At 72.5% G+C, this 17578-nt stretch carries 14 protein-coding genes and 1 riboswitch; of the genes, 4 read left to right on the top strand and 10 right to left on the bottom strand.

All coding sequences use genetic code 11. The features are described 5' to 3' along the window. Positions 1–5: 5 nt before the first annotated feature. The 7 genes from EV384_RS21605 to EV384_RS21575 all read right to left on the bottom strand — a co-directional run bounded on the left by EV384_RS21605 (position 6) and on the right by EV384_RS21575 (position 9132). Positions 6–938, bottom strand: coding sequence for an aminoglycoside phosphotransferase family protein (locus EV384_RS21605; RefSeq protein ID WP_165440009.1), 933 nt, complete (start codon positions 936–938; stop codon positions 6–8). Between the two features lie 71 nt (positions 939–1009). Then, positions 1010–2044 carry an aminoglycoside phosphotransferase family protein gene (locus EV384_RS21600; RefSeq protein WP_130336038.1) on the bottom strand — a complete coding sequence of 345 codons (1035 nt, stop codon included), beginning with the start codon at positions 2042–2044 and terminating at the stop codon, positions 1010–1012. Positions 2045–2126: 82 nt separating this feature from the next. After that, complete coding sequence (locus EV384_RS21595; protein WP_130336036.1) at positions 2127–3092, bottom strand: phosphotransferase; 966 nt, start codon at positions 3090–3092, stop codon at positions 2127–2129. Beyond that, positions 3085–4944, bottom strand: a complete 1860-nt coding sequence (locus EV384_RS21590; RefSeq protein WP_130336034.1) for an ABC transporter ATP-binding protein — start codon at positions 4942–4944, stop codon at positions 3085–3087. The genes EV384_RS21595 and EV384_RS21590 overlap by 8 nt, the downstream gene beginning before the upstream one ends. Continuing rightward, a complete protein-coding gene (locus EV384_RS21585) occupies positions 4941–7505 on the bottom strand; it encodes a glycosyltransferase (RefSeq protein WP_130336032.1) in 2565 nt (854 codons plus the stop codon). The genes EV384_RS21590 and EV384_RS21585 overlap by 4 nt, the downstream gene beginning before the upstream one ends. A gap of 311 nt (positions 7506–7816) precedes the next feature. Beyond that, positions 7817–8584: a TetR/AcrR family transcriptional regulator gene (locus EV384_RS21580; RefSeq protein WP_130336030.1), complete on the bottom strand. Its 768-nt coding sequence runs from the start codon at positions 8582–8584 to the stop codon at positions 7817–7819. 35 nt (positions 8585–8619) lie between these two features. Next, positions 8620–9132, bottom strand: coding sequence for a MarR family winged helix-turn-helix transcriptional regulator (locus tag EV384_RS21575; protein WP_207232397.1), 513 nt, complete (start codon positions 9130–9132; stop codon positions 8620–8622). Between the two features lie 51 nt (positions 9133–9183). On the opposite strand from EV384_RS21575, the gene pip reads away from it, so the two are divergent. Beyond that, positions 9184–10131 carry a prolyl aminopeptidase gene (pip, locus tag EV384_RS21570; RefSeq protein WP_130336028.1) on the top strand — a complete coding sequence of 316 codons (948 nt, stop codon included), beginning with the start codon at positions 9184–9186 and terminating at the stop codon, positions 10129–10131. 31 nt (positions 10132–10162) lie between these two features. On the opposite strand, the gene EV384_RS21565 is transcribed toward pip, so the two are convergent. Next, positions 10163–11425 carry a chorismate-binding protein gene (locus EV384_RS21565; protein WP_130336026.1) on the bottom strand — a complete coding sequence of 421 codons (1263 nt, stop codon included), beginning with the start codon at positions 11423–11425 and terminating at the stop codon, positions 10163–10165. Positions 11426–11548: 123 nt separating this feature from the next. Between EV384_RS21565 and EV384_RS21560 the strand changes: the two genes are divergently transcribed. Then, the gene (locus tag EV384_RS21560) at positions 11549–11749 is read left to right on the top strand and encodes a DUF5999 family protein (protein WP_088962150.1); all 201 of its coding nucleotides are present in this window, start codon (positions 11549–11551) and stop codon (positions 11747–11749) included. A gap of 122 nt (positions 11750–11871) precedes the next feature. Here the strand turns inward: EV384_RS21560 and gcvP are convergent, their stop codons facing one another. Together gcvP and EV384_RS21550 are read right to left on the bottom strand one after the other, a co-directional pair. Beyond that, positions 11872–14697, bottom strand: coding sequence for an aminomethyl-transferring glycine dehydrogenase (gcvP, locus tag EV384_RS21555; protein ID WP_130336024.1), 2826 nt, complete (start codon positions 14695–14697; stop codon positions 11872–11874). 76 nt (positions 14698–14773) lie between these two features. Next, a riboswitch (glycine riboswitch) is annotated at positions 14774–14871 on the bottom strand. Between the two features lie 126 nt (positions 14872–14997). After that, the gene (locus EV384_RS21550) at positions 14998–15885 is read right to left on the bottom strand and encodes an NAD-dependent protein deacetylase (RefSeq protein WP_130336022.1); all 888 of its coding nucleotides are present in this window, start codon (positions 15883–15885) and stop codon (positions 14998–15000) included. A 172-nt stretch (positions 15886–16057) separates the two neighbouring features. Between EV384_RS21550 and EV384_RS21545 the strand changes: the two genes are divergently transcribed. Both EV384_RS21545 and EV384_RS21540 read left to right on the top strand, forming a co-directional pair. After that, on the top strand, positions 16058–16717 hold the full coding sequence (locus EV384_RS21545; RefSeq protein ID WP_130336020.1) for an NAD(P)H-binding protein: 660 nt from the start codon (positions 16058–16060) through the stop codon (positions 16715–16717). Positions 16718–16867: 150 nt separating this feature from the next. Further along, entirely contained in the window at positions 16868–17572 is a 705-nt protein-coding gene (locus tag EV384_RS21540; protein WP_130336018.1) for an SDR family NAD(P)-dependent oxidoreductase, read from the top strand. Positions 17573–17578 lie beyond the last annotated feature (6 nt).

Below are 17578 nucleotides of genomic sequence, written 5' to 3'. Positions count from 1 at the left end.
GGGCATCATCGCATCCGCTCGAGCGCTGTTTCGGCTTCGTCGATCCACGCCTCGAGACGGCGCTCGGGCAACGACCAGCGCGGACTACGCCACAGGCGGACGTTCGTCTCGTGTATTTGGCAGGCGGCCATCACGGCCATCAGCTCCTTTTCCTGGCGGGGCAGGACATCGCCGCCGCCTGCCGCGTCGTGGTACCTGGCGCACAGCTTGGCTTCCTCGGCCGGTTCAAGTCCGTACTTGAGATGCACCAGATCGAGCAGTCCACATCCGATCCCGGCCATTTCCCAGTCGACGAAGCAGGTGCGTACCGGCTGTGCCGACCGGTCCACCAGGACGTTCTTGGGAGACAGGTCGTTATGCACCAGCGTCGGTGGCTGGACCGCAAGCAGCTCCGCGCCGGGCCGGAACGCTTCGACTACCCGTTCATGCCGCCGCCCGAGTCGGGTCGACTGCCATCGGACCGCCTCCAGCGCCCGCTGCGCCCAGGCGTTGAAGTACTGCGTGTCGAGGCGAAGCAGGTAGTCACCGGCGAGGAGATCGTCGCGTGCCTCGGCGAAGGCGCGGTGGAGCTCGCCGAGATGGCCGGCGGCGAGATACCAGTATTCGAGGTCCTGGTAGCGCAGGTCCCAATCGTCGACGTGTTCGAGGTAGAGGTCGTGGCGCCGGATCGCGGGGTTCCAGCCGCCCCCCAACCAGCGTGGGACGGGTAGGACGCGACCGGCGAACAGGTCGGCGTAAACGAGTAGTTCGCGGTCTCGGCGCTGCTTGTCGGGGTGATCCGCGTCCTCGTCACCGAGACTCTTGAGGAACAGCAGGTGGCTCCGGTCGCCGCGCAGCCGCGCCGTGACGACTTCGGCGGGACACAGGGAGGCGAACGGGCTGGCCGAACGGGAGACGTCTTCGACCACCACGGTCTGCTGCAGCAGGTCGCTCAGCACGGCCTGCACGGTGTTCGTCAACTGGACCGGATCTCGCCTGACCAACGCATGGCCAACTCCGCGGGTCGTCGTCATGGCGCCCGCCGCGCTGCGCCGTTTCGTCGCCGTAGCGCCCGGGCTGCGGCGACTTCAACCATCCGCACCAACTTGTGCACGCCGTCGACCGGGAACCCGCGGTCAGCGGCCTTGCCCAGCGTTTTCAGGTTCTTGTGTAGGTCACACCCGTCGAGCAGCACGTCGGCTTCCTCGCCCTCATGCACCCGCAGGCCGTGCTCGGCGGCCGCCATCCGGTAGGCCGCGACGAGAAGCTGCCGGCGTTGCTCGTCGAAACCGTCGCTCAGGTAGGCGAGGTCGTATCCGGCGGGCCCCAGGGCAGCCCCTTCCCAGTCGACCGGGCACATCGGCGGCTGCGCGCCGGGGCCGGCGCCGGCGCGCAGGAGAATGTTCTGTGGCCGGTAGGAGCCGTGGACGAGGGTCGGCGGCTGCGACGCGATGCGGCCAGCCAGCTCGGGGTACCCCTCAAGAGCCCGGACGACACGCCCGGCCAGTTCCGGCGCGTATGCGGCTGCCGCGCGTTCGGCCGTGGCGGCCGTGGAGAGGAAGAGGCCGTGCGTGAGTGGCTTCAACAGCCGGCAGCGGTGGAGCAACTCCGGGTGTGCGGCAACGTGGGCCTGCATCCGGCCGAGCCACGCGGCGGCCTGCACCCACACGCTGAACGGCTCGTCGCGGAGACAGGTGCCCTCCACGTGCTCGAGCAGCAGCCAGAAGCGGTTACGGCCGGGATCACTGACGGATCCGTAGTAGCGCGGAGTGCCGAGGTTCGCATCGGCGAGGAGGTCCCGGTAGACGGCGATCTCCAGGCTCCGGCGTTCCGCGAGATCCCGATCGTAACGGCGGGACGACAGGTCCTTCAAGAAGATCTTGACGACCCGTCCGTCGGCGAGTCCCACCGTCACCACTTCGGCAGGGTAGGAACTCGCCATGACGGATGCTGCTCGGTTGAGGGTCTGAACCGCTGACGGTCCATACTCGGCGCGCAGCATGGCCGTCACGAGGACGCGTAGGTCGTCGGTCACCGCACGGTCGCAACGCACCTCGGTGCTCATCCGGTCTCCTCCTGAGCCGTTCTTCTCGGGCAGTAGTTGGCCGAGCCAAGGGCCGGCACCTCACGGCGTCGGTTCTTCCGCGCTAGGCCTCTGCGTTCAGCGAACGTAGGCATTCGGGCAACATGAGGTTGTAGATGGCGATTTTGCCTAGGTCGCGCGGCGAGACGCCCCTGCTCGCCCACTCGAGCCACGTGATCAGGCCGAAAATTCGGCCGGCCGTCGCGAGCCGCCGGAGCCGGTCAGCGGGTGACCCGTACGTGAACCCCATCTGGTCCAGGATCCCGGACAGTTCCCGCCATCGCCCTTCCACCGCGAACTCGGCAAAATCTGCGGCGGGCACGCCGAATCCGGCGAACTCCCAGTCGAAGGCAATGAGTCGAAGACTTCCGCCGCGATCGTGAATCCTGATATTTTTCGATTGCAGGTCGCCGTGGACAAGGCCCGGCCGGACGTCCTCGATCAGCCATTCGACCGCGTCCCATTGACGATCCAGGGAATCGCAGTGGTGGACGGCAGTCCGGAGGCGAGACCGACCGTCTTTGTCGATCATGGCGATAACTGCCGCTGCGGAAATCGCATCACGCGCTTTGCGCAGTTGATTCCGGTAATACCCTGCATCGTGCCCGGGCAGCAGCTGGTCGAGTGGCATGTCCGAAGTGATGGAGTAGACGTCACCGAGCCAACGCGCGATGACGGCCCGATGTTCGGCGAGGCCTGCCGCGTACCGCTCGCCATCGACGTGCTCAAGGAAGGTCCAACGGCGACCGTCGCGGCCCGGAGCAATCCCGTGGCAGCGCGGGGTGCCGGGCAGCGCGGCGAGGACATGCTCGTAGAGGACCGGCTCCACGGCGCCGCTGGATGAGCGCTTGGCGATGATGTCGCCGCCGGCCGGGGCGCCGCCCACCAGGCGGCACACGTTCGGCTGCTTCTGGCGCTTCTTCAGCACGTCGATCCGCTCCGGTTTCCGGTGGCTGCGCCCGAGGCTGGTCCAGGCATCGACCAGCTCCTCGACCAGCGCCGGGTCAGGCGCCTTGCGCACCTTAGGCATCGGGGCGCACTCCCTCACTCATTCTCGTCACGCGGCCCGAAGCGACCTCGATCCGCTCGTCGCACCCGTCGAGGGTGCTCAACCGGTGCGCGATCATGAACGTCGTCCGGCCCTCCATGAGCCGGTACATCGTGTCCATGATCGCCGCCTCGGTATGTACGTCGACGGAACTCGTGGGCTCATCCAGGATCAGCACCGGCGCGTCCTTCAGGAACGCCCTCGCGAGCGAGATCCGCTGGCGTTCCCCTCCCGACAGCCGCGTACCGCGCTCCCCGACCCGGGTGTCGTAGCCATCGGGGAGACCCGCGATGAAGTCGTGGACTCCGGCGGCTCGGGCGGCGGCGACGATCTCCTCCCGACCGGCGTCGGGACGCGCGTAGGCGATGTTCTCGGCGACGCTCGTGGCGAACAGCAACGGCTCCTGGAGCACGATCGCGAACTGGTTCCGCAGGTCAGCGAGCCGATACTCACGCAGGTCGACCCCGTCGAGGAGGATGCGCCCCTCGGTCGGGTCGTAAAAGCGGTTGAGGAGGCTCACGAGCGTCGTCTTGCCGGCGCCCGTCGCGCCGGCGACCCCGACGCGGGTACCTGCTCCCACACGGAGGGAGACGTCCCTGAGGACGGGCCGCTGGCCGTCGTAGGCGAAGGAGACATCGTGAAAGACGATCTCTCCACCCGCGCGAGGAAGCGGGCGCGCTTCCGGCCGCTCCTTCACGTCGGGCTCCTTGTGGAGCAGTGCGAAGGCACGCTCGGCGCTGGCCAGGTAGCCCTGCAGCGAGCCGGCTTTCCTGCTCATGGTCTTGAGTGGCGCGTAGAGCTGCGACACGTACGTCATGACCAGCACGAGGTCACCAAGAGTGATCCTCCCCGTCTGGACGCTTCGCGTTCCGATGTAGAGAACCCCGGCGGTACCGACCGCCGTGGTCAACCCCATTACCAGTGAGTAGCGACTCGTGGCGAGGGTGTAGCGGATACGTGCCCACATCCCCTCGTGGAAGCGACGGACAAAGCGCTGCTCCTCGTGTTCCTCTCGCCCGAAGGCCTGCACGACCCGCACCGCCGAGAGAGCCTCCTGAACCACAGACATGGCGCCGCTCTCCAGCTTCTTCACTTGGCGGGACTGCTTGCGGAGCTGACGCCGGTAGCGCCATGACGCCAACAGGAGCACCGGAGAGATACCCAGGGCGACGACCGCGAGCTGCCAGTCGATCTTCGCCGTGACGTAGAGCATGGCGCCGAGAGTGAACACCGCCGTGATGAACGACGGGATCGTGTCCACCGCGATCTGCTGCGTGGCCGTGGCGTCGTACTGGATGCGGTAGGTCGAGTCGGTCGTGCCCCTCAGGTCGTGGTATGACACGGACAGCCGCTGCACGTGCCGGAACAGGCGCGTGCGAAGGTCGAGCAGCACGCGCTCGCCCACGAAGGTCCGCAGGACGGTGGTGGCGAGGTCCAAGAGCTGGGTGAGCAGCGCGACGGCCACGAAGAAGAGCGCGGCCGCGATCACGAGGGTCGCGTCGGACACCGCCGGCAGGATGCGGTCGAGCGCCGGCGGCGGGGGATGCGCGCCCAGCACGCTGTCGATAACGATCTTGAGCGGAACCGGTGTGAGTAGTGCCAGCGGCGTCGCGAGCATGCTGAGTACCAACAGCCCCAGTATCCGCAGCCAGTAAGGCCGCAATTCCCGGGCGAGGCGCCGGGCGAGTCGATGCTCGGCAACCGCGTTTTCCCGCACCGGTTGATCCCGGAACTCGGCTGTCGCCGGCTCGATGACGAACGGCGGGCCGTCTCGCAGCCGAGCTCCCAGGTCGCGGCCGTCCTTCCCCGTGCCGTCCAGGGGCGTTCGCGTCATCGTGCGTCTTCCCCAGCCCGGACGACGCGGCTACGAGAGGCGGCGGCATGGTCCGGACCGGGCTCGCCAGGCACGCCGATCGCTCGCATCGCGCTGACCGTCGCCGATCCGCACTCGATTGCCAGGCGGAGCACGACCGCGCCGAACACGGCCGCCAGCGCGGCCGCGGCGACAGCCGCGCCATCGACTGCGGCCGCCGCGGCAAGGGACCCGAACCCGGTGAGCAGAACCGTTGCCAGCCCGGAACAGCGCGGCCACACCCGGTAGCGGGCCAGCTGGCGACCGGCCCCGTGCTCCTCCACCGCCATCCGGACCCTTGCCGCGCCGAGCAGGCCGCCGCGTATGTGCAGCTCCCACCGGTCGAAATCACCGCCGCGACGGAAGACGGCGCCGGCGCACCGCAACCGCTCCTCGACCCATTCCAGCCACTCCGCTGCCGGCCACCAGCGCTCGCTCCACAGCGCGAGCACCGTCGTTCGCGGCAGGGCGACGCGATCGCCGCCGCGCCGGCGCCAAGGCGTGAGACCGTGCGCGAGGCGTCCCGACAGCCGGGCCAGCGGCTGGGCGAGATACAGGGCGGCGGTGAGGGCGCGCAGGCCCGCCGCGGCCCGGTGCGAGCGCGGCGGGGTGGGGAAGCGCGCCCGCGCGGCCCCGCGGACGGCCTGCGCCATGAGCGACGCCAGGCCCACCCCGAGTACGGGCAGCGCGAGCAACAGCGGCGGCCAGACGACGCCCAACGCGGCCAGTGCGGCCAGCGCGGCCAGCACCAGATTCCACTCCGGCATCAGCGGCAGCGACGCGAGGATCCCGTCCGCCGGGCGGTAGAGCCGCTGGAACAGGCCGCCGCCCCAGGTGCCGTGGTAGACCCGCCAGCGTACGGGCAGCGCGGTGTGCAGCAGGCCGAGGCCGTAGAGGCGCCCCCGCCACGAGAGGTGGCCCGGGCCGTTGTACTTCTCGGGCCACTTGCGCTCGAGGAGCGCCTCCGCCCGCCCGTACCCGCGCTGCTGTCGCCAGTAGGCGCGTAGCGAGTTGCGACGGTGGTGCCAGACCACGGCGGCGGGGTTGAAGCCCAGACTCCACCCCTGGTCCTGGAGCCGCCAGCAGACGTCGACGTCGTCGCCGGCGGTACGGAACTGCACGTCGAAACCCCCGATCGCCTCCAGGCAGCGCTTTCGGAACGCCATGTTGCAGCCCGGAATGTGCTCGGCTTCCCGGTCGGAGATCAGCACGTGGATCGGGCCGCCGGGGGCGTTCGCCACGCACTCGGCCACCGAACCGTCGCCGGGGGGCGGGATGTTCGGACCCCCGACGCCGGCGTGGTCGGTGCTCAGGAAGGTGAGCGCGAGCTGGGTCAGCCAGTCCGGATCGGGGCGGGCATCGTCGTCGGTGTAGGCGACGATCTCGCCGGTCGCCGCCCGCATGCCCGTGTTCCTCGCCGCGCTGAGGCCGCGGTTCTCGGTGCTGATCACCCGACAGGGGTATTCGGCGGCGATGGCCGCCGTGGCGTCGGTGGAGCCGTCGTTGACGACGATGACCTCGTAGTCGGGGTAGTCGAGTTTCAGCAGTCCGTCCAGGCAGTCCCGCAGCGTGGGCTCGCCGTTGTAGGTGCACACGACGACCGAGATCCGGGGCCAGTCCCCTGCCGCTCTGGGCGGCAGCGTCGTGAACGCCGCGCGCACCGCACTTAGCGCCGGCTTGGGCTGGCGGTCGCGCGTGGTGAGGCCGAAGTCCCAGTCGTCAATGTCGTGGCCGCCGCGGTGCCACTCGTCGGTCCACGCGAACACGAACGCGCCCGCGCAGCCCGCGGCCGCCGCCGTCTCGATCTGCCAGCGCAGCACGCGCGCCTGCTCCTCCGTGCCGTGGCGGCGGCTGTCGAACCCGACCTCCGCCATCACCAGCGGACGGTCGCCGGCCAGGTTCTGCAGCCGGGCGAGGTAGGCCTCCAGCGGCTGCTGGGATTCGAGGTACACGTTGAACGTGACCAGGTCGAGAAAGGGCAGTTCGAGGTATTCGGTGGACGGGAAGTTGACGTAGGTGACGAGTCCCTGCGGGTCCTCCTGTTTCGCTGCCCGGTGAAGGCGTTCCAGAAACCGCTCCACCCGGCGACGGCCGTGCCAGCGCACGATCGAGGCCGGGATCTCATTGCCGATGGTGTAGCAGAGCACCGCGGGATGGCCGGCGCAGGCGCGGACCCCCGCGCGCACACTCTTCTCGATCGAATGGGCGCGGCGCCGATCGTCGAGGAAGGTCAGGTGCTGCTCCCAGGGCAACCCGACCATGACCCGTAGGCCCTGGGCGGCCGCCGCGTCCAGCACCCACCGGGGTGGGACGGTGTACGTGCGGACGGCGTTGATGCCGTTGTCGACCATGGCCGCGAAGTCCGTCTCGAGCACCTGGGGCACGGGGAACTCGCAGTCGCCGTTGCGTGGCCGAAATGTCCCGTAGGTCACGCCGCGGATGTACAGCCGCTGGTCGCCCACGGACAGGAACTTCCCGCCGACCGTGGGGCGTAGCGGGTGGGCGGATGCCGAGCTGACCGCGGGACGTGCGGCTACCACCACCGGCGAGCCTCCTTTGCGCCGAAGAATCCGGGCTCACTGGTTCGTGGGGGCAATGCCAGGAAGTAGCGAGTCTGTCCGAATCACGAGCAAGATACCATTTGGGCGAAAGACGTCGCGTCCGCTACGGCATGGCCGCTAAAGATCATCCCTGGGCGTCAAGGGCACGACCGAGCAACTTCCCGTCCCGTCGTCGGAGTGCGGATCCTCGATGACAATCAGGACCACGGCATGACCGCGTCTACCGGCGGACCTGTGGCAACCCGGGGGCCAGCGGCATCCGCGTCGGGCCTCGGAGCTGATGCGACTCCCGGTCAGCGGGCGGTCGGACGGTCCCGGACGAGGACCTCGATGCCGTCGAGGACCCGCGCCAGGCCGAACTTGAAGGCCCGGGCCGGGTCGGCGGCGGCCTGGTACTCCTGCCCCGCGGCGGTGCCGACCCGCGCGGCGAGCGGGAACCGGCGCGGGTCCAGCGCCTTCTCCAGGTACGGGGCGTGGGCGTGCCACCACTGCTGTTCGGTCAGGCCGGTGCGCTGGGCGGCCTGGGCGGCCTCCACCGCGCCGCGTACCGCGCCGTGGACGTAGCCGTCGACGAGGGTGACCACGGCGTCCATCTCCAGGTCGGTCAGGCCGATGCCGTCGACCGCGTGCAGCTCGTACTCGTACTTGGCGATCAGGTTCGGGCCCAGCGGTGGGCGGGTGGTGGCGACCTGGAGCAGCCACGGATGGCGCAGGTACAGCGCCCAGTTCTCCCGGGCGATCTGCTCCAGCCGGCCCCGCCAGCCGCCGGGGACGTCCTCGGGCCGGGCGGTCTCGCCGTGGACGGTGTCGAGCATGACGTCGAGCAGCTCGCCCTTGCCCGGCACGTGCGTGTAGAGCGACATCGTGCCCACCCCGAGCCGTTCGGCGACCCGGCGCATCGACAGGGCGGCCAGCCCTTCGGCGTCGGCGACCTCGATGGCCGCCCGGACGATCCGGTCCACGCTCAGGTCGCCGCCCCTGCGGCTGGTCTTCTCCCCGGTGCGCCAGAGCAGGGCGAGGCTGCGGGCGGGGTCGCCGGTGCCGCTGTACTCGGTGGTCACCACCGGACCCTACCGGCGGCGACGCCGGCCGGCCGTCACCCCGCACCGTGCGGCCGCGCCCGGCTCCCCGGCGCGGGGGCCAGGCCGGTGTCGGCGATCCGGTCGCGCAGCGGCCGGCGGCGCAGCGCGGCGAGGACCGCGTACAGCTCGTCGGCCAGGGGCACCGGCAGCTCGACGTCGAGGTGCCGCATCGCGGTGGTGGTGGCCGCCCACTCGGCCTCGACCGCCGGCAGCAGCGCGTACGCCCGGTCGGTGAGCGTGACGATGCGCTGCCGGGCGTCCGCGCCGGGGGCGAGGGTGACCAGTCCGGCGCGGCTCATCTGGGCCACGGTCTGGCTGGCCGCGGAGTGGGTGACCCCGACCCGGGCGGCGAGGTCACGGATGGCGAGGGGGCCGTCGGCCACCAGCACCCGCACCAGCGGTGAGAAGCGCGGCCGGTAGTCGGTCAGGCCCAGGTCGGCGTAGACGGCGGCGACGTCGCCGTCGAGCAGCTCCAGCACGTGGCGCAGCAGGGTGCCCAGCGCCTCGCGGTCGGGGGTTGCGGTCACGTCCGCTAATGTAACAGCGCTGTTGTATCTGGTCCGTGGGAGGGAACCGGGATGTATCCACCGATCGAGCCGTACGCCCACGGCATGCTCGACGTCGGCGACGGCCAGCGCGTGTACTGGGAGACCTGTGGCAACCCCGACGGCCGCCCCGCGCTGGTCGTGCACGGCGGGCCCGGCTCCGGCGCCACCCCCGGCTGGCGCCGGATGTTCGACCCGGCCGCCTACCGGGTCGTCCTGTTCGACCAGCGCGGCTGCGGACGCAGCACCCCGCACGCCAGCGACCCGGCCGTGGACCTGTCGGTCAACACCACGCCCCACCTGCTGGCCGACATGGAGCGGCTGCGCGTCCACCTCGGGATCGACCGCTGGCTGCTGCACGGCGCGTCCTGGGGCTCCTCGCTCGCCCTGGCGTACGCCCAGCGCCACCCCGAGCGGGTCGCCGCGCTGGTGCTGTTCAGCGTGGTGGCCAACACCCGCCGCGAGATCGAGTGGGTCACCCGCGACATGGGCCGGATCTTCCCGGAGGAATGGGCCCGCTTCCGCGACGCGGTGCCGGAGGCCGACCGGGATGGCGACCTGTCCGCCGCGTACGCCCGGCTGCTCGCCGACCCGGACCCCGGGGTGCGCGACCGGGCGGCGCGCGACTGGTGCGCCTGGGAGGACGTGCACGTCTCCCTGGCCGGCGGCTACCGGCCCAGCCCCCGCTACGCCGACCCGGTGTTCCGGACGGGGTTCGCCCGGCTGGTCACCCACTACTTCTCCAACGGCGGCTTCATGCCGGACGGGTCGCTGCTGCGCGACGCCGGCAAGCTCGCCGGCGTCCCGGGCGTGCTGGTGCAGGGCCGGCTCGACGTCAGCGGCCCGCCGGACATCGCCTGGCAGCTCACCCGGGCCTGGCCCGACGCCCGGCTGGAGATCGTGGAGAGCGGCGGGCACGGCACCGGCCACGGCATGACCGAGACCGTCGTGGCGGCCCTGGACGAGTTCCGGCACCGCTGACCGCGCCCCGCGGGCCGGGGCGGTGGCCCGGTCAGCCGGCGGCGAGCAGGGCGCGCACCGGGGCGGCCTTCGCCGCCGCCTCGGCGACCTCCGCCGCCGGGTCGCTGCCCCAGGTGATGCCGCCGCCGGCCCACACGTGCAGCCGGTCGGCGTCCGCGGCGGCGGTGCGGATGGTCAGACCCAGGTCGATCCGGCCGGAACCCACCCAGCCGAACGCGCCCATGCTGGCCCCCCGACCGACCGGCTCCAGGGCCGCGATCCGGTCCAGCGCGGCGAGCTTCGGCGCCCCGGTCACCGACCCGCCCGGGCAGACCGCCCGCAGCAGCTCCGCCAGGCCCAGGCCGTCGGCGGCCGCCGCCGACACCGTCGACTCCGCCTGCCACAGATCGCACCACCGCCGTACGGCGAACAGCTCGTCGACCCGCACCGAACCGGTACGGGCCACCCGGGCCAGGTCGTTGCGCTCCAGGTCGACGATCATCACGTGCTCGGCGCGTTCCTTGGCCGAGGCGAGCAGCTCCCGCCGGCCGGCCGCGGTGGCCGGTCGGGTGCCCTTGATCGGCCGGGTCACCAGCCGTCCGCCGTCGACCTCGACCAGGGTCTCCGGGGAGGCGCAGCCGATCGCCCAGTCCAGGCCCGACAGCGTGCCGCCGTAGCGGGCGCCGGGCAGCGCGCCGAGTCGGGCCAGGGCGGGCAGCGGGTCGCCGGCGTACGGCGCGGCGGCGTGCCCGACCAGGTTGACCTGGTAGACGTCGCCCCGGCCGATGGCGGCGCGGACCGCCTCGACGGCGTCGGCGTGCTGGCCAGGGGTCCAGCTCTCCCGCCACCGCCCCAGCCACCACCGCTGCGCCGGGTCGGGCCGCCGGGCGGCCGTCGCCGGCCCGGCCAGCGTGCCTAGCCCCGCGGCCGGCGTGGCGGCCTGGTGGGCCTCGGGCGGCCGGTGCCGGTCGGTGTGGGTGTAGACGACGACCACCAGGTCGGGCAGTGCCGGCACGGGGGTGGCCGCCGCGGGCGCGCCGCCGGCCAGCAGCGCACCGGCGGCGGCGGAGAGGTACAGGGCGGCGCCGCAGACCCCGTCCGGGTCGTGGCGGGCCGGGCGGCCCAGGTCGGCGACGGCGACGCCGTGGCCGGTGAGGAACTCCTGCGCCAGCGCGGCCGGGTCGCCGCCGTCCCCGCAGCGCCATTCCAGCCGGTCCCGCTCGACGAGCCGGCCGCGGCAGTCGTCCGGCGTTCCGGGCACGGAGATCAGCGCCTGTGGGAGCGCTTCCACGCCGGTTGGCTCATTCTTCCTCATCCGTTCAGTGGATTTCGCGTGAACAAGACGGATGGCTGCTCGATACCGCGCACTTTCGCTTGGTACTGTGCGTCACTGGTCATGTGAACCATGACACAGTGCCCCCACAGTCCGGAGAACCCGATGTGCCAGCACCAACCCACCTGCCCCTCCGCCGAGGCGACCGACCGTGAAGCCGCCAGGGTCATCGCCTGCTTCCGTGAACAGGGCTGGAGCCTGCTCTGCAACGGTGTCATCGTCTTCGAGGACACCGGTGAACTGCTCCCCGACGGCAGCACCATCGCCCCTCACCGCGGTCCCGCCCGGCACGCCCTCGTCGCCTAACTGATCACTCAACGTAACCGAGCGTATCCGCCGACCCAGGCTAGTCCCCCGCGGGGGGACCGCACTCCCCAGGTTGGCGCGCCGGCCGGGGCGGCACGACGACCGCCCCGGCGCAGCCCGGCTCAGCTCTCGAACGCCTCCGGCGACGGGCACGAGCAGACCAGGTTCCGGTCGCCGTACGCCCCGTCGATCCGCCGCACCGGCGGCCAGTACTTCGCCATCCGGTCGACCGTCCCGGGGTACGCGCCCACCGACCGCGGATACGGGTGCGACCACTCGTCGCCGGAGACCATCGCCGCGGTGTGCGGCGCGTTCGCCAGGGGGTTGTCCCCCGCCGGCCACTCCCCCGAGCCCACCTTGTCGATCTCCGCCCGGATGGCGATCATCGCGTCGCAGAACCGGTCCAGCTCGGCCAGGTCCTCGCTCTCGGTCGGCTCCACCATCAGCGTCCCCGCCACCGGGAACGACATCGTCGGGGCGTGGAAGCCGTAGTCGATGAGCCGCTTGGCCACGTCGTCGACGCTGACCCCGGTCGCCTTGGTCAGCGGCCGCAGGTCGAGGATGCACTCGTGCGCCACCAGGCCCTTGTTGCCGGCGTACAGCACCGGGAAGTGGTTGCGCAGCCGGGCCGCCACGTAGTTCGCGGCCAGCACCGCCACCCCGGTCGCCCGGGTCAGCCCCTCGGCGCCCATCATCCGCAGGTACGCCCACGGGATCGGCAGGATCCCCGCCGACCCGTACCGGGCCGCGGAGATCGCCGGCCGGCTGTCGACGTGCGCGCCGGACGGGTCACCGGGCAGGAACGGCGCCAGGTGCGCGCGGACCGCCACCGGGCCGACGCCCGGGCCGCCGCCGCCGTGCGGGATGCAGAACGTCTTGTGCAGGTTCAGGTGCGACACGTCCGCGCCGAACTTGCCGGGCTTGGCGAATCCGACCAGCGCGTTGAGGTTCGCCCCGTCGACGTACACCTGGCCGCCGGCGTCGTGGACCTTCGCGCAGAGCTGCGCGATGCCCGTCTCGTACACCCCGTGCGTGGACGGGTACGTCACCATGATCGCGGCGAGGGCGTTCCGATGCTTGTCGATCTTCGCGTCGAGGTCGACCAGGTCGACGTTGCCGTCGGCGTCGCAGGCCACCACGACCACCCGCATGCCGGCCATCACCGCGGACGCCGCGTTGGTGCCGTGCGCCGACGACGGGATCAGGCACACGTCCCGGTGCCCCTCGCCCCGGTCCCGGTGGTACGCCCGGATGGCCAGCAGCCCGGCCAGCTCACCCTGCGACCCGGCGTTGGGCTGCACGCTGACCGCGTCGTAGCCGGTCACCTCCGCCAGCCACGCCTCCAGCTGCCCGATCAGCTCCCGGTACCCGGCGGTCTGCGACTCCGGCGCGAACGGGTGCAGGTGCGCGAACTCCGGCCAGGTGATCGCCTCCATCTCGGTGGTGGCGTTGAGCTTCATGGTGCACGACCCGAGCGGGATCATGCCCCGGTCCAGGGCGTAGTCGAAGTCCGACAGCCGCCGCAGGTAGCGCAGCATCGCCGTCTCCGAGTGGTGGCTGCGGAACACCGGGTGGGTGAGGAAGTCCGAGCTGCGACGAAGATCGTCCGGCAGCGCGTCACCGCCGGCGCCGTCGAAGGCGGGCACCCCGAACGCGTCCCACACCTTCCGCAGGTGCGCCGCGGTGGTGGTCTCGTCGCAGGAGATGCCGACGTGGTCGCCGTCGACCAGCCGCAGGTTCACCCCGCGCCCGGCGGCGTCGGCGACGACCGCTTCGGCGCGGCCGGGGACCCGCGCCAGGACGGTGTCGAAGAACGCGTCGTGCACGACCTCGACGCCGTCGACAGCCCGCAACCCGGCGGCGAGCCGCGCCGCCATGTCGTGGGTGCGCCGGGCGATGGCCCGCAGCCCGTCCGGGCCGTGGTAGACGGCGTACATGCCGGCCATCACCGCGAGCAGCACCTGGGCGGTGCAGATGTTGCTGGTCGCCTTCTCCCGCCGGATGTGCTGCTCGCGGGTCTGCAACGCCAGCCGGTAGGCGGGGTTGCCGTCCGCGTCGCGGGACACCCCGACCAGGCGGCCGGGCAGCATCCGCTCCAGGCCCGCCCGTACCGCCAGGTAGCCGGCGTGCGGCCCACCGAAGCCCATCGGTACGCCGAACCGCTGGGTGGTTCCGGCGGCGATGTCGACGCCGATCTCCCCCGGCGGGCGCAGCAGCGTCAGGGCCAGCAGGTCCGCGGCCACGGTGACCAGCGCCCCGACGGCATGCGCGGCCTCGACCAGTCCGGCGTGGTCGCGGACCGCCCCGGACGCGCCCGGGTACTGCAGGTGCAGGCCGAAGAACTCGGCCGGCAGCTCGTCGACGCCCAGGTCGAGCACCCGCACGTCGATGCCGAGCGGTTCGGCCCGGCTGGTGATCACCGCGATCGTCTGCGGCAGGGTGTCGGCGTCGACGACGTACACCGGGCTCTTGCTTCTGCCGGCGCGGCGGGCGAGGGTCATCGCCTCGGCCGCGGCGGTGCCCTCGTCGAGCATGGAGGCGTTCGCGACTGGCAGCGCAGTCAGCTCGGACACCATGCTCTGGAAGTTCAGCAGCGCCTCCAGCCGGCCCTGGCTGATCTCCGGCTGGTACGGCGTGTACGCGGTGTACCAGGCCGGGCTCTCCAGCACGTTGCGGCGGATCACCGCCGGGGTGTGGGTGCCGTGGTAGCCCAGCCCGATCATCGAGACGGCGACGGTGTTGCGGGCGGCCAGGGCGCGCAGCTCGGCGATCGCCTCCCGCTCGCTGGCCGGGGCGGGCAGGTCGAGGGTGCCGTGCCAGCGGATCACCTCGGGGATCGCCGCGTCCATCAGCTCGTCGACCGAGTCGTAGCCGACGGTCTCCAGCATGCGGCGTTCGTCGTCCGGGTCCGGGCCGATGTGACGGTCGGCGAACTGCTCAGCGGTCATGTTCGCTGCGCTCCTTGTGGGGGCGAGGTCGACAGGTCGGCCTCCCCCTGAGTCACGCGCGAAGCGCTCCACAGCGCCTGCCCACGAGGTCCTTTTGCCTGAGAGGTTCCGGGGAGGAATCTGCCCCTTCGGCGCCGCCCGGTGCTGCTGGGCGGTCTCTCCCGCGTGGGTGGTACCGGCATGGTCAACGCTACCAGCGCCGGTGTTCCCGGCGGATGTCGTACCCCCGGAGCAGCCTCATGGGCAGGTTGGAGGCGGCCCCGTGCCCGGGCCGGCGACCGCCGGCGCGTGCGGTGGGGGTCAGCGGGCGGCCGGGGCCGCTCCCGCCGGCACCGCGCCCGAGGTGGCGTCCCCGGCGGGGCCGGCGCCCAGCCGGTCGGCCAGCGCGGGCAGCAGCCGCCCCAGCGGCGCGTCGACGGTCAACGCCGCGTAGTCGTCACCGCGGGTGGGGCCCTGGTTGGCGATGGCCACCGGGATGCCGAGCTTCGCCGCCCGGATGACGAACCGCCGGCCCGACATCACTGTCAACGACGAGCCGAGCACCAGCAGCGCGCGGGCCCGCTCGACCCGGGAGAAGCAGTCGGCGACCCGGGCGGCGGGCACGGCCTCGCCGAAGAACACCACGTCCGGTTTGAGCATGCCGGTGCCGCAGATGCCGCAGTCGACCGTGCGGAACCCGGTCACCGCCTCGTCGGGCAGCTCCACGTCGCCGTCGGGGTTGACCGCGGCGACGTGCGCGTCGAAGCCCGGGTTGGCCTCCCGCAGCCGCCGGTCCAGCTCCTCCCGGGAGGTCAGGTTGCCGCAGTCGAGGCAGACCACCTCGTCGAGGCGGCCGTGCAGCTCCACCACCGCGCCGCTGCCGGCGGCGGTGTGCAGCCCGTCCACGTTCTGGGTGATCACGTCGGTGACCAGGCCGGCGCGTTGCAGCCGCGCCACCGCCCGGTGCCCGGCGTTCGGCGCCGCCCGGGCGATGGTGCGCCAGCCCAGGTGGCTGCGCGCCCAGTAGCGCCGCCGCGCGTCGGGGTCGCGGGTGAACGCCTGGTAGGTCATCGGGGTGTGCCGGCGGGCCACGCCGCTGGGGCCCCGGTAGTCCGGGATTCCCGACTCGGTGGACAACCCGGCCCCGCTGAGCACCACGACCTCACCGGCGCCCACCAGCCGGGCCAACGCGTCCAACGTCTCCGTCACCCGTCCATGCTGCCTCACGCGGCGGGCAACGACGACCGGCCGCCCGTGCGGGCGGGTACCGGCCTCATCACCGTGCGGTCGACCGGCGCGGGTGACCGCCTGCGCAGGTCCGGCCCCGGCCGGCCTCCCCGGGAGCGCGGCGGGCGGCGGGCCCGGCGGTTAGGTTGGGGGCATGCGCGTCGTCATCGCCGGAGGCCACGGCAAGATCGCCAAGCTGCTGGAACGGGACCTGGCCGGGCGCGGTGACAGCGCCGTCGGCCTGATCCGCAACCCCGACCACGCCGCGGTGCTGCGCGCCGCCGGGGCGGAACCGGTCGTCTGCGACCTGGAACACAGCGACGTCGACACCGTCGCCGGGCACCTGACCGGCGCCGACGCGGTGGTCTTCGCCGCCGGCGCCGGCCCGGGCAGCGGCGCCGCCCGCAAGGACACCGTCGACCGGGCCGCCGCCGTGCTGCTCGCCGACGCCGCCGCCCGCGCCGGGGTCCGCCGCTACCTGCTGGTCTCCTCGATGGGCGTGGAGCAGCCGCCCGCGCCGGGCACCGACGAGGTGTGGGCGGCGTACCTGCAGGCCAAGAAGGCCGCCGAGGAGGAGGTGACCGGGCGGGACCTCGACGTGACCGTGCTGCGCCCGGGCCGGCTCACCGACGACGGACCCGCCGGCCGGATCCGGCTGGACCGGCACGTCGAACCCGGCGCGGTCAGCCGCGCCGACGTCGCCCACGTGCTGCTCGCCCTCCTCGACGACCCGGCCACGACCGGGCTGACTCTGGAACTCGTCGGCGGGAACACCCCGATCGGCGAGGCCGTCCGGGCGGTCACCGCCCGCTGACCCGCTCCCGGGCACGGACCCGGGGGGTCCGGCTGACCGGTCCCTGCGCGCGGACCCGGAGGTGAATTCCCCCCCGTCCCCGGCTACCGGCCCGGAGCCTTCCCGCCGAGCGGCTGACACCGCCGCCCCGGCGTGCCAGACTGCCCAACCGTGGGAGACCAGACGGGCCCGGTCGCCGTGGTGACCGGCGCCAACCGGGGCATCGGCCGGGAGGTCGCAGCCCGGCTCGCCGCCGACGGCCACCGCACCGTGCTGGGCGTCCGCGACGTCGACAGGGGGCGCGCCGCCGCCCGCGGCATGACCGGCGACGTCACCGTGGCCGAACTCGACGTCGCCGACCCCGGCAGCGTCACCCGCTTCGCCGGCTGGCTGCGCCAGCACCACGGCCGCGTCGACGTGCTGGTCAACAACGCCGCCGTCACCTACGACACCTGGCAGGACCCGCTGTCGGCGGACCTCGACCTGGTCCGCGACACCCTCGACGTCAACGCCCTCGGCGCCTGGCGAGTCGCCCAGGCGCTCGCCCCGCTGATGCGCCACCGCTCACCCGGTCGGCGGATCGTCAACGTCTCCAGCGAGAGCGGCTCGCTGACCGGCATGGGCGCCGCCGCCCCCGCGTACGCGATGTCGAAGGCGGCGCTGAACGCGCTGACCCGGCTGCTCGCCGCGCAGCTCGCCGGCGACGGCGTCCTGGTCAACTCGGTCTGCCCCGGCTGGGTCGCCACCGACATGGGCGGACCCGCCGCGCCCCGCACCGTCGCCGAGGGCGCCGCCAGCGTGCTGTGGGCGGTGCGGATCCCCGACGACGGACCCACCGGCGGGTTCTTCCGCGACGGCCGTCCGCTGCCCTGGTGAGCGAGG

The sequence above is a fragment of the Micromonospora kangleipakensis genome (assembly GCF_004217615.1).
Taxonomy (GTDB): Bacteria; Actinomycetota; Actinomycetes; order Mycobacteriales; family Micromonosporaceae; genus Micromonospora; species Micromonospora kangleipakensis.
This window is presented reverse-complemented; position numbering and strand designations above follow the sequence as displayed.